Consider the following 16,408-nt stretch of genomic DNA (forward strand, 5'->3'; position numbering starts at 1 on the left):
ACGCATCAGACGCGGCTGCGTTTCGTTTCGCCCCACCAAGGTATCGCGACTAGCGTCGAGCCCGTGCAACCCTCCCACCCGAACAGGCCCGCATCGCCGCGGGAACGCCTGGCCGCGGCCCGGCTGTACCTGTGCACCGACGCCCGTCGGGAGCACGGTGACCTGGCCGCCTTCGCCGAAGCCGCGCTCGCAGGCGGCGTCGACATCATTCAGCTCCGGGACAAGGGTTCGCCGGGCGAGCAGCAGTTCGGCTCGCTCGAGGCCAAGGCCGAACTCGGGGCCCTGGCCGAACTGAAGGCCGCCGCCCGCAGACACGGGGCGCTGGTCGCCGTCAACGACCGCGCCGACATCGCCCTTGCCGCGGGCGCCGACGTCCTGCACCTGGGCCAGGGCGACCTACCGCCCTGGTACGCCCGCCGCATCCTGGGCCCGGACGTGGTCATCGGCCGCTCCACGCACAATCGCGCGCAGGCCGGACTGGCCGCGATCGACGAGCACATCGACTACTTCTGCACCGGCCCGGTCTTCGCCACCCCGACCAAACCCGGCCGCCAGGCCGCCGGCATCGATCTGGTGCGCTCCACGGCCGATTCCCACACGAGACGCCCGTGGTTCGCCATCGGCGGCATCGACGACGAACGCCTGCCCGAGGTCCTGAACGCCGGTGCGACCCGAATAGTGGTGGTACGCGCGATCACTCACGCCCGCGACCCCGAGGCCGCCGCCCGCGCCCTGAAGCAGCGCGTCCTGGACAACACCGGCTACTGAGCGCCCGAGACCAGGACCGCACACGACTCCGAGCTGACAACGGGCGCCAACGACCGCTCCCGTCGCGTCAGTGCACTCGACAGCGCTCCGGGCGATCGCCGGTCAGGGCACCGGGTCCAGGCGGATCGGGACGCCGTTCAGGTGCGACATCCCGGCCAGGCGTTCGACATCCGGGAGGGCGCTGGACATCAGGTCGTTCACGTTCGCGCCGCCCGCGGCATTTGCCCGCTGCCAGCCTCCGCGGTGACCCCAGCCGTGCGGGATGGCCACCGTGCCCTCGGTCATGTCCTCGGTACAGCGGGCGACGAGCTCGATCGAGCCGTGCGGCGAGGTGACCCGGCAGCGGTCGCCGTCGGAAATCCCGGCCACCGCCGCGTCTTTGGGGTTCACCCGGGCCGCGTGCTCGCGATCACCGCGCATGAGCGGTTCCACGTTGTGCATCCAGGAGTTGTGCGACTTGATCTCGCGCAGGCCGATCACGCGCAGCGGAAAGGCCGGATCGACCGGCTCCGGGGTGAGCTCGCTCAGCTCGGCGCGAATCTCCGGCGGCGCGAGATGCACTCGCCGATCCCGGTGCCGGACCACGTGCCCGAGCACGCCGGTGGTGATGTGATCGGCCAGCACCACCCCGTGCGGATGACGGCGCAGCATCTTCAGGCTCAACCCGTTGCGGCGCAGGCCGAATCGATCACCGTAGGGCCCGACGCGCAGGGCCAGATCCACCAGCAGCCGCGGCGTCGGGCGGGCAGAACCGCCGCCCGGTAGCCGACGCCGCAGCGCGCTCCACAGGCGGCCGGTGGCCTCGGGCCCGATGACGAAGGGCTGCACCCCGATTCGGGTGGCTATGTCGTCGATGATGCGCCATTCCTCGCGGGCCTCGCCGTCCGGTTCCAGCACCCGCTCGGTGTACTGCGTGTACGGCGTCGGCGCGAGCGCGGTGAAGGGCAGCGGAATGTCGTCGCGTTCCAGGAAGGTCGTCGCGGGCAGGATGTAATCGGCGGTGCGATTGGTCTCGTTGACGTACAGGTCGATCGATACGAAGAGGTCGAGATGCGGTAGGGCGTCGGCCAATTCGCGGCCGTTGGGCAGCGAGGACACCGGATTGCCCGCGGAGGTGAACAGCGCCCGCAGCTGCCCCGGCCCCGGTGTGGTGATCTCCTTGGCCATGATGGCGGCGGGGAAGGTGCCGAGCACATCCGGGAAATCGCCGATCCGCGACCTCGATTTTCCGTATCTGATCAGGCCGAGCCGGGCGTTGAGCTCGGACACCGCCACCAGCTCGCGGCCGAACACCGAACCGCCCGGCACGTCGAGATTGCCGGTGACCAGCGCCAGCGCGTCGATGAGGAAGGCCACCAGGGTCGCGTGCCGTCCCAGGCAGGTGCCGGTGCGCCCGTAGACGGCGGCGGTGGTGGCCCCGGCCAGGTCCCGGGCCAGCGTCCGCACCCGATCCGGGTCCAGGCCGGTGATCGCGGCGGTCGATTCGGGAGTGAAGCGGGCCACCGCGTCCCGCAGTTCGGCGACCTGGGCGGCCTGTTTCCGCAGCGCGCGCTCGTCCGCCAGGCCCTCCGCGAAGATGACCTGCAGCAGGGCCGCCAGCAGCCAGGCATCGCTGTCCGGGCGCACCCCGACGTGTTCGAAGAGCCGGGCGGTCTCGGTCCGGCGCGGATCCACGACCACCACGCGCCCACCGCGTTTGGTGATGGCGGTGAGCCGGTCCCGGATGCGCGGAGCGCTCATGGCGGAGCCGTGCGAGACGAGCGGATTCGCGCCGAGCATGAGCAGGAAGTCGGTGCGATCCAGATCCGGCACCGGCACCGTGGTGAGCGAGCCGTAGAGCAGATGGCTCGCGACGAAGCGGTTGTTGATGTCCTGGGAGCCCGCCGAATACACGTGCCGCAGCCCGGCGGCCAGCTGAAAACCGACCAGCCACAGCGTATGCGAGTAGGAGAACGAGGACGGATTGCCGAAATACCAACCGAGGCTTTCGCGCCCGTGCTCGCCGATGACGGCGCGCAGCCGACCGCCGATGTCCTCCAGGGCCGCGTCCCAGCTCACCCGTTCGAAGCCGTTCTCGGTGCGGCGCAGGGGATATCGCACCCGATCCGGATCGTTCTGCACCTCGGTGAACGCGATCCCCTTGGGACAGGCGTTGCCACGCGAGAGCGGGTGCTCCTTGTCCGCGCGCAGCCGCACCAGCTTTCCGTCCTCGACGGTGGCGATCAGGCCGCAGAGCGGCTCGCAGATCCGGCAGTAGGTGGGAACCTCGCGCGTGCTCACGCCCTCAAGACAACACCTGCGCGAGAGTGAGGAACAACACATTTCCGGCCAGATCGGCGGCGGCCGCCGCGCCGGACGCGGGCTCGGCGGCCCCGATCCGGGCGGTGCGCGCCGCACCGTCGCCACCGCGCCCGTTGCCGCCGGGCAGCAACCACAGGAAACCGCCGTCGGCCAGGTCCAGGGTCCGGGGCAGGGCCGCGGCCACCGCGCCGGGATCGTCCACCCCGTCCAGGCTCACCTGGGTCGGGATCGCCCGCAGCGCCGGCCACGCGGCCGCGAACCCCGGGTGCAGCAGGCGCGCCTCGACCTGGTCCTCCGGGATCCACGCCAGTTCGCGACTCTCGATATTGCCGCGCAGCTTCAATCGCTGCGCGCTGTCGGCGACGACCGTCGTATAGGTCCAGCCGCTGGGGGCGGTCGAGGTCACCCGGGACCCGCGCACCCGGATCGCGCCCGCGGTGATGCCCGCTTCCTCCTCGGCCTCACGGACCGCGGCGTGCACACTGGTCTCGTGACTGTCCCGAGCTCCGCCGGGCAGCGCCCAGGTGCCGCCCTGATGACTCCACGCCGCGCGATGCTGCAACAGCACCGCCGATCCGCCGTCGGCGAGCGGGGCGCGCAGCAACAGTCCAGCGGCGCCGAAACGACCCCAGTGGCGGGTGCCATCGGGGCTCTTCGACCAACCGTCGCCGTCACCACGCATACGTCAAATCCCATCGTCGGTCCCCGTCGCGCACGCCGCCGGGTCTTCCCGCGTCACGGCACGGGTACATCCACAATAAGCTCATCCGACAGCAAGTAGTCGTTCGTACGAATTCGGTCAGTGGGAGGTGAGCATGGCTCGCACCGAGCAGCTACGGCTGGACGAGCTGTCCCCGCGCGCCGCGGCCGCCGCCGTCCGGAAACGATTCGCCGCCACCGAGTTGCGGTTCTTCGTCCGGTCCTCGCCCGCCAAACTGCTCGCCGTCGGGTTGCTGCTGCTCGGTTTGTGCGTGACGGCGGGCGCGGTCACCGCGACCGCGGTGACCGACCGGCAACACGCACTGGACGTGCTGCTCGACGAATCCGAAATAGACGCGAATTCCGCGCAGCGGCTCTACACCTCGCTCTCGGTCGCCGACGCCTCGGCCGGCACCGCCTTCATCTCCGGCGGGCTCGAACCCAAACCGGTGCGCGACCGCTACAACCAGGCCCTGGGCGAGGCGGCCGCGGAATTAGTGACGCAGTCCAATCGCAGTGGGGACGACGCGGATTCGTACCTGCGCACCGGGATCGCGACCGGGCTGCCGGTGTACAGCGGGCTCGTCGAGACCGCGCGCGCCAACAATCGCAGTGAGCTCCCCGTCGGCGCGGCGTACCTGAGCGAGGCGTCCAATCTCATGCAGGCGACGCTGCTGCCGATGGCCGCCGAACTGCAGGCGCATCGCGCCGCCGCCATCACCTCCACCCAGCGCAGTCACGTGCGCCCGCCCTGGCCGGCCATCGTGCTGCCGCTGCTGGTGGTCGCCGCCCTGCTGGCCGCGCAGTGGTTCCTGTTCCGGCACTGGCGCCGGGTGCTCAACCCCGGATTGCTGCTGGCCACGACGACCATGGTGGCGCTGCTGTCCTGGACGGTCGTCGCGGGCGTGTTCTCCGCGGTGGCGACCACGCATTCGCGCGACGACGGCAGTGTGCCGACCGCGGCGCTCACCCAGAGCCGCATCCTGGCCCAGCAGGCGCGCACCGCCGAGACCCTGAAACTGGTGCGGCGCGACGCGGGCACCGAATACGACCGCACCTACGACGCCGCCATCACCCGGTTGAGCTCGATTCTGTCCGGCTACGCCGACGACCGGCCCGGCGCGGCGCAGGTGCGGACCGCGAACGACGCCCTGGGTCGCTGGCGCGCCGCACACCAGCGCATGAACGAGGCCCTGTCCAAGGGCGATTTCATCGGGGCGGGCGCGGTGGCCACCGGACCGGGCACGAACGACGCGGCGGCCCAGGTGGACGCGCTGGACCGGGCCCTGGCCGACGGAATCGGTGATGCCCGGGACACGCTGCGGGACAACACCTCCCAGGCAGCCCGTGCCCTGGACCTGCTCGGACCCGGCGCGCTGGTGCTGAGCACCGCTGCCGCCGTCTTCGTGGCGGCGGGTCTGTGGCCGCGACTACGGGAGTACCGATGAGCCGAAGACGACTACGCCGGAACGAGATTCCCGGCTCGGGGCCGGACACGGACACCCGCCCGGCCGTGCTCGCCGGACCTCCCGCCGCCCCCAAGCCGCGGACGGTGGCGACCATGGTGGCCGCGGCGGCCGCGGTGACGCTCGTCGCCGGGTGCGGATCGGACTCCGCTCCCCCGCCGCAGAGCACCCGCGTGCCCAGCTACGTGGAGCCGCCGCTGCCCTCGGGCGCCATTGCCGCGCAGACGCATTCGGCGCTGCCGCCGGTGAACGAGACCTGCGCCGACCCGACCGCGAGCCTGCGCCCGTCCTTCGCCAAGGACGGCGCCAACGTCAGCGCCATCCGGGCCCGCGGCCGGCTGCTGGTCGGGCTCGATCCGGGCAGCAATCTGTTCAGCTTCCGCGATCCGACGACCGGCGCGCTGGACGGCTTCGACGTCGACATCGCCCGGGAACTGGCCCGCGATCTGCTCGGTGATCCCGAGCTCATCGAGTACCGCATCCTCGGCTCGGCCGACCGCGAACGCGCGCTGCAGGAGCGCACCGTCGACGTCGTGGTCAAGACCATGACCATCACCTGCGACCGCGCCGAGCACGTGTCGTTCTCCACCTCGTACCTGCAGGCGCACCAGCGCGTGCTCACCGCCAAGACCTCCGGCATCTCCGGCCTCGGCGATCTGGCGGGCAAGCGGGTGTGCGTCGTGCGCGGCACCACGTCGCTGGACCGCATCCGGCGCGAACAGCCCGCCGCCTCGATCCTGACCGTACCCAGCTGGGCGGACTGCCTGGTCGTGCTGCAGCAGCGCCAGGTGGACGCCATCAGCACCGACGACACGCTCCTGGCCGGGCTCGCGGTCCAGGATCCGATCACCCACGTAGTCGGCCCCGACCTGAGCACCGAGCAGTACGGCATCGGCATGCCCAAGGGCGCGGACGATCTGGTCCGCCACGTCAACGCGACCCTGGAACGCATTCGCTCCGACGGCACCTGGACCCGCGTCTACGAACGCTGGCTGGCAGCCCCCCTCGGCGACGCCGCGGTCCCCCCGCCACCCCGCTACCGGGACAACGCATGAACGGCACCGAACCCCACACCCCCGACCCCGCCGAGCACGAGACCGCGGCCGCCCCCGCAACCAGCCGCTCCGAGGACCCCGGTCCCGCAACCCAATTCACCGAGCGCACGAACGAAGCGCCGGACACGGGTGGCACGCCGGTGTCCGATCCCGCCTCCGCCGGGCCGGCGATACAGGCGACCCCGCGCACAACGCAACGCCCCGGGCAGGACGCACCGCCCCCGGCCACGCGGGCAACCCAACGATCCTCGAACAGCGAACCCGACGCGGTATCACCGCCCAACCACGAAACCGCCCCTGCACCAGACGATTCCGCCCCAACCTCCGGCGGCACAGCGGGAGAGACGACCCCGGGCACAGCGAAACGGCAGGAGCAGTACGCACCTGGCCCGGCCACCCGGGCGACACAGCGATCCATGGACGACGAAGCCGAGGCAGTGTCACCGCCGAACCAGCAAGACGTGACCGCGCGGGACGATTCCGCATCGGCCTCCGGTGGCCCGGCAACACAGGCCACCTCGCGCGGGGCCGAGCTGCCGGACGGGGACGCAGCCGGTCCTGCCACCGGGGCCGCACAGCGACTCACGGACGGCGAAACCGAGGCGGCAGTACCGAACCGGGGTGGGGCGGCCGCGGCAGGCGACGCCGCTCCCGCAGCCGGTGGACCGGCGACCCGGGCCACCACGCGCGCGGCGGAGCTTCCGGACCTGAACGTATCCGGCCCCGCCGCCGAGAACGCTCCGCCCGGGGGCGGGCTGCCGGGATTCCGGTGGCCCGCCGAGGGCGAGAGCGCGGACTCCGGGGGCGGCGAGAACACCGGGCGGGGAACGGCTCCGGACAGCGGGGGGCGGTCCGAGGGGGAGGCGCGGACACCTACCCGGCCGTCGCAGCGCACCGCGCGGCTGGCGCGGCCGCGGCCGCTGGTGCGGCGGCTGGGGGCGGGGCTGGTGCCCATCCCGGCGGTGGAGCCGGTCGAGCCCGAGCAGGCGGTGCTGGCCGATCCGGTCGTGTCGCAGGGTCGCCGATTCTGCTGGCGCTGCGGGAAACCCGTGGGCCGGGCGATGGCCGGGCAGCCGGCGAAGACCGCGGGCACCTGTGACACCTGCGGCGCCGCTTACGATTTCCGGCCGTCGCTGTACCCGGGCGATCGGGTGGCCGGGCAGTACGAGATCCAGGGCTGTATCGCGCACGGCGGGCTGGGCTGGATCTACCTGGCCATCGACCGCAATGTGAGCGACCGGTGGGTGGTGCTCAAGGGCCTGCTGCACTCGGGCGACGCCGAGGCGCAGGCGGTGGCGCTGGCCGAACGGCAGTTCCTGGCCGAGGTGGCGCACCCCAGCATCGTCAAGATCCACAACTTCGTGGAGCACCCCGGACCGGACGGCTCCCCCGTCGGCTACATCGTCATGGAATACGTCGGCGGGCATTCGCTGCGCGATCTGCTCGACCAGTACAGGCGCCCGCAGCGCATGCCGATCGCCGAGGCCATCGCCTACGTGCTGGAAGTCCTGCCGGCCCTGGACTACCTGCATTCGGTGGGCCTGGCCTACAACGACCTCAAACCGGACAACGTCATGATCACCAGCGACCGGGTGGAACTCATCGACCTGGGCGCGGTCGCGCAGTTCGAGGCGTACGGAAACCTGTACGGCACCAGGGGTTTCCAAGCGCCGGAGATCGCCCGCACCGGACCGACCGTGGCCTCGGACATCTACACCGTCGGCCGCACCCTGGCGGTGCTGACCCTCGATCTGCCCATGGAGAAGGGCGCCTACGTCGAGGGCATCCCCGAGCCCGAGTCCCAGCCGGTGCTCGCCCGGCACGAGTTCTTCCACCGGCTGCTGCTGCGCGCCACCGATCCCGACCCGGATCGGCGCTTCGGCACCGCGCGGCTGCTGAGCAGTCAGCTCATGGGCGTGCTGCGCGAGATCCTGGCGCTGGAGACCGGGAACGAACACCCGCAGCTGTCCACGCTGTTCAGCCCCCCGCGTACCAGCTTCGGCACCGCTGAGGTCATCGCCCAGACCGACGGCATCATCGACGGCGTCCACCGCGACACCCTGCTGCGCCCGCGCGAGGTGATGGCCGCGCTGCCCGTCCCGATCATCGATCCGGCCGACCCGTCCGCGCCGCTGCTGGCCGGTGCGGCGCACCCCGAACCCCGGCACGCCCTGGACGAACTCCGCCACGCCCGCCAGCGCACGGCGGCCGAACCCGGCGGCGCGCCCGCCACTTTCGACCTGGAGGTCACCCTCGCCGAAGCCCGGGCCCACCTCGACCTGGACGAACCCGCGGCCGCCCGGGTACTGGTGGACCGGCTCGGGGCCGAAACGCAGGAGCCCGGCGACTGGCGGGTGGACTGGTACCTGGGCATGACCGAACTGCTGGAACAGGAGTACGAACGCGCCTTCGAGCACTTCGACGCCGTCCTGCAGGCCCTGCCCGGTGAGATCGCGCCCAAACTCGCGCTCGCCGCCACCGCGGAACTCGTTCTCCAGCACTGGGATTCCCCCGATCCCGAGGAATGGCGGGCCTACGCGGAGAACTACTACGCCACCGTCTGGCGGACCGATCGCGGGGTGGTCAGCGCGGCGTTCGGCCTGGCGCGGCAACTGGCCGCCGCCGATGACGTCGCCGGCGCGGTGCGCGCCCTGGACGAGGTGCCCCCGGCCTCCCGGCACTACTTCGAGGCCCGCATGACGGCCGTGCACATGCTGCTGACCAGCGCGCCGGTCGCCGACCTCGAGGAGTCCACCCTGCACGTGGCCGCCGCCCGGGTCAAAGCGCTGCCGACGGGCGAGAGCCGCACCGCGCAGTTGCGCGTCATCGTGCTCGGCACGGCGCTGGGCTGGTTGCAGGCGGGCCGCACGCCGCGCACCGCGGACGCCACCCTGCTGGGCGCGCCGTTCGGCGAACGAGAACTGCGGCGCGGCATCGAGATCGGCCTGCGCGGACTGGCTCGGTCGGCGCCCGGCCGCGGCCACCGCTACGCGCTGGTGGATCTGGCCAACGCGGTGCGCGCGAAGTCCTGGTTCTGACGAACAGGTAATGGCGCGGGCACTGTTCGCCTGCCCGCGCCATTACCGGCTCGTTGACCGGATACCCGTACGGCGCACCGCGGTGGACCCCGGGGGCAGCCGGGGTCCGGCGGGACCGACGAGGGCGGGTCCCTGCCGCGGGGGTGCTACACGGAATCCGGGGGACCGGCTGACGCCGGCCCGGGACCTACTGTGCCAGAGCGATTGCGAGCAATTGGTGAAGGGGGTTCACCACACTCATCCGACCAGGTCGGCGGCCGCCCGGGCGATGGCGAGTTCTTCGTTGGTCGGCACCACGAGCACGGCCGTCTCCGCGCCCGCGGGCGAGATGTAGCGGGCCGAGCGGTCTTTCGCCGCGTTGCGCTCGGGGTCGACCGCGATGCCGAACCGCTCCAGACCGGCCAGCGCGGCGGCGCGCACCGCGGGGGCGTTCTCCCCCACCCCGGCGGTGAAGGTGATGGCGTCCACCCGGCCCAGCTCGACCAGGTAGGCGCCGATGTAACGGCGCAGCCGGTGGATGTAGACCTCGAACGCGAGTCGCGCTGCGGCGTCCCCGGATTCGATGAGGCCGCCCAGCTCCCGGAAGTCGTTGACGCCGGACAGTCCCTTGAGCCCGGACTGCCGATTCAGCAGCGCGTCCACGTCGTCCACGTCCATGCCCGCGGTGCGGATCAGGTGAAAGATGATGCCGGGGTCCAGATCACCCGAGCGGGTGCCCATGACCAGACCCTCCAGCGGGGTCAGGCCCATGGTGGTGTCCACGGCCCGGCCGCCCCGGATCGCCGAGGCCGAGGCCCCGTTACCCAGGTGCAGCACAATCTGATTCAGCTCGCCGGGCTCCCGGCCCAGGAACTCGGCGACCCGCCCGGAGACGTATTCGTGCGAGGTGCCGTGGAAACCGTAGCGCCGCACCCCGTGCGCGGCGGCGACCTTCGCGTCGATGGCGTAGGTCTTGGCGGCCGGGGGCAGACCGTGGAAGAAGGCCGTGTCGAACACCGCGACCTGCGGGACGTCGGGCAGCAGGGCGCGGGCGCTCTCGATGCCGACCACGTTGGCCGGATTGTGCAGCGGGGCAAGGGCGGACAGTTCGGTGATGGCCGCGACGACGTCGTCCGTGACGAGCGTCGGCTCGTAGAAGACCTCGCCGCCGTGCACCACGCGGTGCCCGACCGCGCCCAGCCCCTCGTCGGCCAGATCATGCCCGCTCTCGGCGAACAGGCCGAAGACCAGGCGCAGCCCGGCGGCGTGATCCGGGACTTCGCCGTCGTGCTCGAAAGTCCGGCCGTCGCTGCGGTGTTCGATCGTCGGCGACCCCTCGGCCACCGGCTCACCGATCCGCTGCACCATGCCGGAGGCGATCACCTCGGCCGAAGCCGCGTCCAGCAGTTGGTACTTGATGGACGAGGACCCGGAATTGATCACCAGAACCTTCACAGCGACTCCCTCTCGACCGGCTCCCGCACAACTGTTTCCCGTATTTCCCGCACAACCGTTCCCCGCGTGAGTTTCTTCCGCGCTATCCGCCGGGTCCTACGACGCGGATTCCTGCTGCGCCTGAATGGCGGTGATCGCAACGGTATTGACGATGTCGGCGACCAGCGCGCCGCGCGAGAGGTCGTTGACCGGCTTGCGCAGACCCTGCAGCACCGGCCCGATCGCCACCGCGCCCGCGCTGCGCTGCACGGCCTTGTACGTGTTGTTGCCGGTGTTGAGGTCCGGGAAGATGAAGACCGTGGCCTGCCCGGCCACCGCGGAATCGGGCAGCTTGGTGCGCGCCACGGTCGGCTCGATCGCGGCGTCGTACTGAATCGGGCCCTCCACCAGCAGTTCCGGGGCCCGCTGCTGCACGAGCTTGGTGCCCTCGCGCACCTTCTCCACATCGGCGCCCGAACCGGATTCGCCGGTCGAGTAGGACAGCATCGCGATCCGCGGATCGATGCCGAACTGGGCGGCGGTGCGCGCGGAGGAGATGGCGATGTCGGCCAGCTGATCGGCGGTCGGATCCGGCACGACGGCGCAGTCGCCGTAGGCCAGCACCCGGTCGGCCAGGCACATCAGGAACACGCTCGACACCGTGGAGACGCCGGGCGTGGTCTTGATGATCTCGAAGGAGGGGCGGATGGTGTGCGCGGTGGTGTGCGCCGCGCCGGACACCATGCCGTCGGCGACCCCCATGTGCACCATCATGGTGCCGAAATACGAGATGTCGCCCATGGTTTCGCGGGCGCGGTCGACCGTCATGCCCTTGTGGGCGCGCAGGCGCGCGTATTCCTCGGCGAACTCGTCGCGCAGCGGGCAGGTACGCGGATCCAGCACCTCGGCGGCCTCGATGTCCACGCCGAGTTCCGCGGCCCGGCCGCGCACGGCGGCCTCGTCACCCAGGATGGTGAGATCGGCGATCTTGCGCTGCAGCACCCGCCCGGCGGCCCGCAGGATGCGATCGTCGTCGCCCTCGGGCAGCACGATGCGCTTGCGGTCGTTGCGCGCGCGCTCGATGAGCTGGTACTCGAACATCTGCGGGGTGACGATGTTCGGGATGGGAATCTCGATCTGCCGCAGCAGTTCCCGGCCGTCGACCCGCTCCTCCATGAGCGCCAGCGCGGTGTCCACCTTGCGGATGCTGGACAGCGAGACCCGCCCGCGGGTGTGCACCGCGGCCTTGGCGGTCTCGAAGGTGCCCAGATCGGTGGCCAGGATCGGCAGTCTGGGCTTGAGGCCGCGCATCAGCCGGGCCACCGACTCCGGCGGCTTCATGCCGCCGTTCATGATGATTCCCGCCAGCGACGGGAAACCTTCCGCCTCATGGGCGTTCACCATCGCCAGCAGCACGTCCGAACGGTCGCCGGGGGTGATGACCGCGACGCCTTCGCTGAGCCGCTCCAGAATGTGCTCGATGGTCATGCCGCCGATGATCACGTCCAGGGCTTCGCGGTGCAGCAGTTCCGGGTCGCCGCTGTAGATCTCGCCGCCGATGGCCGCGCACAGCTCCTCCATGGTGGGGGCCTGCAGCAGCGGCACCTCCGGCAGGGTCCAGGACGGCACGGCGCACGCCTTGCGCAGCGCCTCGGTGTCGGCCTCGAGTTGCTCGGGCGCACAGCGATTGGCCACCACGGCCACCAATTTGGCGTGCTCGGAAACGAGTTCGGTGCGGCACAGCTCGACCAGCTGGGCCAGTTCGGCCGGGGTGCGGCCCAGCCCGCGCACGACCAGCAGCACGGGCGCGCCGAGGTTCACCGCGATGCGGGCGTTGAAGCGCAGTTCGCTGGGGCTGGCGACGTCGGTGTAGTCGCTGCCCAGGATGAGCACGGCATCGCACTGTTTGGTCATGGCGTGATAGCGCATGACGATCTCGCTGATGGCCGCGTCCGGGTCGGCGTGCACCTGCTCGTAGGTGACGCCGATGGACTGCTCGTAGTCGTCATCGGCGGTGGAGTGCTCGAGCAGCAGTTCGAGGATGTAGTCGCGCTCGGTGGCCGAGCGGGTGATGGGCCGGAACACCCCGACCCTGGGTGTGGTGGCGGCCATCGCCTGCAGCACGCCGAGTGCCACCGTCGACTTGCCGGTGTCGCCCTCGGGCGACGCGATGTACACACTGGAGACCGGTGCAGCAGCCATGATCCAGAGCCTACCGACCGTTAAGTCCCGATTCGGGCGACTATGGCACGCAGGTGTCGCGTGCCACAGCCCCGAACGGCCGCGCGAACGATCAGAGCGCGCGCAGGCGCGGCGCCAGATCGCGCTGGAACAGATCCAGGAATCGCCGCTGATCGTGACCCGGCGCGTGGAACACCAGGTGGTTCAGGCCCGCGTCCAGGTACGGCTTGATCAGCTCGACGGCCTCGTCCGGATCGCTGGCCACGATCCAGCGCTTGGCGATCTGCTCGATCGGCAGCGCGTCGGCAGCGGCCTCCATCTCGATGGGATCGGTGATGGAGTGCTTCTGCTCCGCGGTCAGCGAGAGCGGGGCCCAGAAGCGCGTATTCTCCAGCGCCAGTGCGGGATCGGTGTCGTAGGAGATCTTGATCTCGATCATCCGGTCGATGTCCTCGACCGTGCGCCCGGCCTTGGCCGCGCCCTCGGCCACCGCGGGCATCAGCTTCTCGGTGTACAGGTCCATGCCCTTGCCCGAGGTGCAGATGAAACCGTCGCCGGCGCGACCCGCGTACCGGGCCACCAGCGGGCCGCCCGCCGCGATGTAGACCGGGATGCCGCCCTTGGGCACGTCGTAGATCGACGCCCCGACGGTCCGGTAGTACTCGCCGTCGAAGTCGACGCGATCACCCGTCCACAGCGCGCGCATGAGATCCACCGACTCGCGCAGGCGCGCGAACCGCTCCTTGAACTCCGGCCATTCGCCCTGGTACCCGGTGGCGATCTCGTTGAGCGCCTCGCCGCTGCCGACCCCGAGCATGATTCGCTCGGGGTACAGGCAGCCCATGGTCGCGAACGCCTGCGCGATGACCGCCGGGTTGTAGCGGAAGGTCGGGGTCAGCACGGAGGTGCCGAGCTGAATGCGCTTGGTGCGCTCGCCCACCGCGGCCATCCAGGCCAGGGAGAAGGGCGCGTGCCCGCCGTTGTGCCGCCAAGGCTGGAAATGATCGCTGACGGTGGCGCTGTCGAGGCCGTGCTCCTCGGCCGCCACCGCGATCTCCACCAGTTCCCGCGGGCCGAATTGTTCCGCCGACGCCTTGTATCCGAGTTTGAGGTCTGTCACCGCGCCACTCCTGTCGCCTTGTTGCGCTCGTTGTGCGGGCCAACCTCCCGCTGCCGGCCGCCCGGGACGCGACGTTGTCGTCGCGCCGGGCGGCTTACCTTCGCACGATAGTTCCGCCCCGGGCCCCGGTGTGCCGGGGGTCGCACCCGAGTGCTGCAACCGGCGCGGTCAGCGACCGTATTCCGGCTGCCGCACCTGGCGATTCGCCGTCGGCGACAGGTCCGGCCGTCGCTCCCGCGCCGCGGGCTGCCGAAATATCGCACGGTCGGCGGCAAGAGTGAAGAACGAGACAAAACCGGCCGCGCACGGGCGCAGCTACGCGGGGGCAAATTAGACTCGGGTCCGTGACCTCCACCGAAGAGCCGATCCTGTCCTATCTCACCGATATGGACGGCGTGCTGGTGCACGAGAACCACATGGTGCCCGGCGCCGACGAGTTCCTGGCCGAGTTGCGCGCCAACGAGATTCCGTTCCTGGTGCTCACCAACAACTCCATCTACACCGCCCGCGATCTGCAGGCCCGCCTCCGGCACACCGGCCTGGAGATCCCCATCGAGTCCATCTGGACCTCGGCGCTGGCGACCGCGACCTTCCTCAACGACCAGCGACCCAACGGAACCGCCTATGTCGTGGGCGAATCCGGGCTCACGACCGCACTGCACGAGATCGGCTACGTGCTGACCGACAGCGAGCCGGACTACGTGGTGCTCGGCGAGACCCGCACGTACTCGTTCGAGGCCATCACCACCGCCATCCGGCTGATCTCGGCGGGAGCGCGCTTCATCGCCACCAACCCCGACGCCACCGGCCCCTCGCGGGAGGGCATCCTGCCCGCCACCGGGTCGGTCGCCGCGCTGATCACCCGGGCCACCGGCAAAGAGCCGTACTACGTGGGCAAACCCAATCCGCTGATGATGCGCTCGGCGCTGCGCCGCATCGACGCACACTCGCAGTCCACGCTCATGATCGGCGACCGGATGGACACCGACATCATCTCCGGGCTGGAAGCCGGACTGCGCACGATCCTGGTGACCACGGGCATCTCCACCCACTCCACGGTGGAGCAGTACCCCTACCGGCCCACCGCGATCCTGCACTCGGTCGCCGATCTGATCGGTAAGACCAAGGCGCCCTTCGACGCCTGAGGGTCGGCCGCCGGGCGGCGCCTAGCTCGGCGGCCGGGGCTGCTCGGCTTCGAGAGCGTCCAACGCCGCGGAGAGCGTGGTGAGCGCGTCGACGATCTCGGCGAAGCGCTCGCGACCCAGCCGCGCGCCCAGTCGCGCCGAGATGTCCGCGTGCTGCGGGTGAATCCGGCGCACCGCCTCCCGACCGGCATCGGTGGCGGCCACGAGTTTGGCGCGCCGGTGCAACGGATTCGGCCGATACTCGGCGAAACCCTTGTCCACCAGCAGATCCGCTATGCGCTGCACGCTCTGGCGCGTGATACCCATCGCCCGCGCGATGCCGGCCACCGGCAGCGGCTCGCGCAGCACCGCGCCCAGCACCTGCCACCAGGCGGCGGTGAGCCCGGCCGGCCCGGCCAATTCCTCTGCGATGGCGAGGAATTGGCCGTTGAGCTTGAACGAGGTGATGGCCGCCGTACTGAACAGTTCCTGTTCGGGGCTCGTCATTGCTGTTCCCGTCGTGCGGAGGGTCTCCCCTAGGTGGTGGCGGCCGCCGCGCGGCTCTGTTCGTAGTCGGCCAGCGCGAAGAAGCCGGCCGGATCATTGTGGCCGTAGAGCCGATGCCAGGCGTCGAGCACGTGCGGTTCGAAGATGTCGAGCCGCGCGAAGATGGCGTGCGCGAAGTCGACCGGGGTGATACCGCTGGCGGTGATGAGATCGGCGTCGATGACCGCGGGCTCGTAGACGAAGCCCTTGCCGCCCGAATACTCGGTCATGGCAAGGTATTCCGCCGCGTTGCTGGTGTGCTTGCGCTCGTCGAGCAGCCCCTCGACCGCCATGCCCCAGGTCGCGCCGCAGATGGCCGCGACCGGAACCCCCGCCGCCAGGAACTCGCGCGCCGTGCGACCGAAGGCGGCCAGATCGCCGCGCTCCCAGGTCTCCGAACCGGGCAGGATCAGCATCTCGCTCATCGCCGGGGTCAGGTCGGCCAGCGTCAGGTCGGGCGTGACGCGCAGCCCGCCCATCGAGACCACCGGATCGGCGGTGAGCCCGACGGTGCGGACCTGCCAGGCGCCGGGCTCGCGGTGCCACAGCGTGCGGTTGATATGCGCGGTGGCGTGCCCGACCTCCCAATCGGCGAAGGTGTCGTAAACGGCCAGGTGCACTGTCTTTGCCATGACAGTATCCTGTCATGTTTGACAGGATGCTGTCAATACTCGAGGCGTGAATCGCCGCAACCTGC

The 16,408-nt window shown here is 70.7% G+C and carries 12 protein-coding genes; 5 read left to right on the forward strand and 7 right to left on the reverse strand.

Annotated elements, in window-relative coordinates; translation table 11 throughout:
- Positions 1 to 63: 63 nt before the first annotated feature.
- The gene (thiE, locus tag ACFVBH_RS31095; RefSeq protein WP_354989561.1) at positions 64 to 768 is read left to right on the forward strand and encodes a thiamine phosphate synthase; all 705 of its coding nucleotides are present in this window, start codon (positions 64 to 66) and stop codon (positions 766 to 768) included.
- A gap of 102 nt (positions 769 to 870) precedes the next feature.
- Here thiE and ACFVBH_RS31100 read toward each other — a convergent pair whose 3' ends face one another.
- Positions 871 to 3,048, reverse strand: coding sequence for a molybdopterin-dependent oxidoreductase (locus ACFVBH_RS31100; RefSeq protein ID WP_379007107.1), 2,178 nt, complete (start codon positions 3,046 to 3,048; stop codon positions 871 to 873).
- 4 nt (positions 3,049 to 3,052) lie between these two features.
- Positions 3,053 to 3,751, reverse strand: coding sequence for an NUDIX domain-containing protein (locus ACFVBH_RS31105; RefSeq protein WP_379007111.1), 699 nt, complete (start codon positions 3,749 to 3,751; stop codon positions 3,053 to 3,055).
- Positions 3,752 to 3,884: 133 nt separating this feature from the next.
- On the opposite strand from ACFVBH_RS31105, the gene ACFVBH_RS31110 reads away from it, so the two are divergent.
- From ACFVBH_RS31110 to ACFVBH_RS31120, 3 genes are all read left to right on the forward strand, one after another.
- The gene (locus tag ACFVBH_RS31110; RefSeq protein ID WP_379007113.1) at positions 3,885 to 5,216 is read left to right on the forward strand and encodes a hypothetical protein; all 1,332 of its coding nucleotides are present in this window, start codon (positions 3,885 to 3,887) and stop codon (positions 5,214 to 5,216) included.
- 113 nt (positions 5,217 to 5,329) lie between these two features.
- Positions 5,330 to 6,289 (forward strand): glutamate ABC transporter substrate-binding protein, encoded by a 960-nt coding sequence (locus tag ACFVBH_RS31115; protein ID WP_379007819.1) that lies wholly within the window; start codon positions 5,330 to 5,332, stop codon positions 6,287 to 6,289.
- A gap of 416 nt (positions 6,290 to 6,705) precedes the next feature.
- Positions 6,706 to 9,327, forward strand: a complete 2,622-nt coding sequence (locus ACFVBH_RS31120; protein WP_379007115.1) for a tetratricopeptide repeat protein — start codon at positions 6,706 to 6,708, stop codon at positions 9,325 to 9,327.
- A 237-nt stretch (positions 9,328 to 9,564) separates the two neighbouring features.
- On the opposite strand, the gene ACFVBH_RS31125 is transcribed toward ACFVBH_RS31120, so the two are convergent.
- The 3 genes from ACFVBH_RS31125 to fgd all read right to left on the reverse strand — a co-directional run bounded on the left by ACFVBH_RS31125 (position 9,565) and on the right by fgd (position 14,041).
- Positions 9,565 to 10,761: an acetate kinase gene (locus ACFVBH_RS31125; protein ID WP_354989557.1), complete on the reverse strand. Its 1,197-nt coding sequence runs from the start codon at positions 10,759 to 10,761 to the stop codon at positions 9,565 to 9,567.
- Between the two features lie 96 nt (positions 10,762 to 10,857).
- Positions 10,858 to 12,942: a phosphate acetyltransferase gene (pta, locus tag ACFVBH_RS31130; RefSeq protein ID WP_354989556.1), complete on the reverse strand. Its 2,085-nt coding sequence runs from the start codon at positions 12,940 to 12,942 to the stop codon at positions 10,858 to 10,860.
- 91 nt (positions 12,943 to 13,033) lie between these two features.
- The gene (gene fgd / locus ACFVBH_RS31135; RefSeq protein ID WP_354989555.1) at positions 13,034 to 14,041 is read right to left on the reverse strand and encodes a glucose-6-phosphate dehydrogenase (coenzyme-F420); all 1,008 of its coding nucleotides are present in this window, start codon (positions 14,039 to 14,041) and stop codon (positions 13,034 to 13,036) included.
- A gap of 344 nt (positions 14,042 to 14,385) precedes the next feature.
- On the opposite strand from fgd, the gene ACFVBH_RS31140 reads away from it, so the two are divergent.
- On the forward strand, positions 14,386 to 15,186 hold the full coding sequence (locus tag ACFVBH_RS31140) for an HAD-IIA family hydrolase (RefSeq protein ID WP_354989554.1): 801 nt from the start codon (positions 14,386 to 14,388) through the stop codon (positions 15,184 to 15,186).
- Between the two features lie 21 nt (positions 15,187 to 15,207).
- Here ACFVBH_RS31140 and ACFVBH_RS31145 read toward each other — a convergent pair whose 3' ends face one another.
- Entirely contained in the window at positions 15,208 to 15,672 is a 465-nt protein-coding gene (locus ACFVBH_RS31145; RefSeq protein ID WP_379007119.1) for a MarR family winged helix-turn-helix transcriptional regulator, read from the reverse strand.
- 29 nt (positions 15,673 to 15,701) lie between these two features.
- The gene (locus ACFVBH_RS31150; RefSeq protein ID WP_379007121.1) at positions 15,702 to 16,343 is read right to left on the reverse strand and encodes a DJ-1/PfpI family protein; all 642 of its coding nucleotides are present in this window, start codon (positions 16,341 to 16,343) and stop codon (positions 15,702 to 15,704) included.
- Positions 16,344 to 16,408: the final 65 nt, after the last annotated feature.

Source organism: Nocardia sp. NPDC057668, from assembly GCF_042799795.1.
Classification (GTDB): domain Bacteria; phylum Actinomycetota; class Actinomycetes; order Mycobacteriales; family Mycobacteriaceae; genus Nocardia.

Bases quoted from the DNA above. Each gene is read 5' to 3' on its own strand.
- ACFVBH_RS31105 (WP_379007111.1), bottom strand. From the start codon at position 3,751: ATGCGTGGTGACGGCGACGGTTGGTCGAAGAGCCCCGATGGCACCCGC.
- ACFVBH_RS31110 (WP_379007113.1), top strand. From the start codon at position 3,885: ATGGCTCGCACCGAGCAGCTACGGCTGGACGAGCTGTCCCCGCGCGCC.
- ACFVBH_RS31115 (WP_379007819.1), top strand. From the start codon at position 5,330: ATGGTGGCCGCGGCGGCCGCGGTGACGCTCGTCGCCGGGTGCGGATCG.
- ACFVBH_RS31120 (WP_379007115.1), top strand. From the start codon at position 6,706: ATGGACGACGAAGCCGAGGCAGTGTCACCGCCGAACCAGCAAGACGTG.
- pta (WP_354989556.1), bottom strand. From the start codon at position 12,942: ATGGCTGCTGCACCGGTCTCCAGTGTGTACATCGCGTCGCCCGAGGGC.
- ACFVBH_RS31145 (WP_379007119.1), bottom strand. From the start codon at position 15,672: ATGACGAGCCCCGAACAGGAACTGTTCAGTACGGCGGCCATCACCTCG.
- ACFVBH_RS31150 (WP_379007121.1), bottom strand. From the start codon at position 16,343: ATGGCAAAGACAGTGCACCTGGCCGTTTACGACACCTTCGCCGATTGG.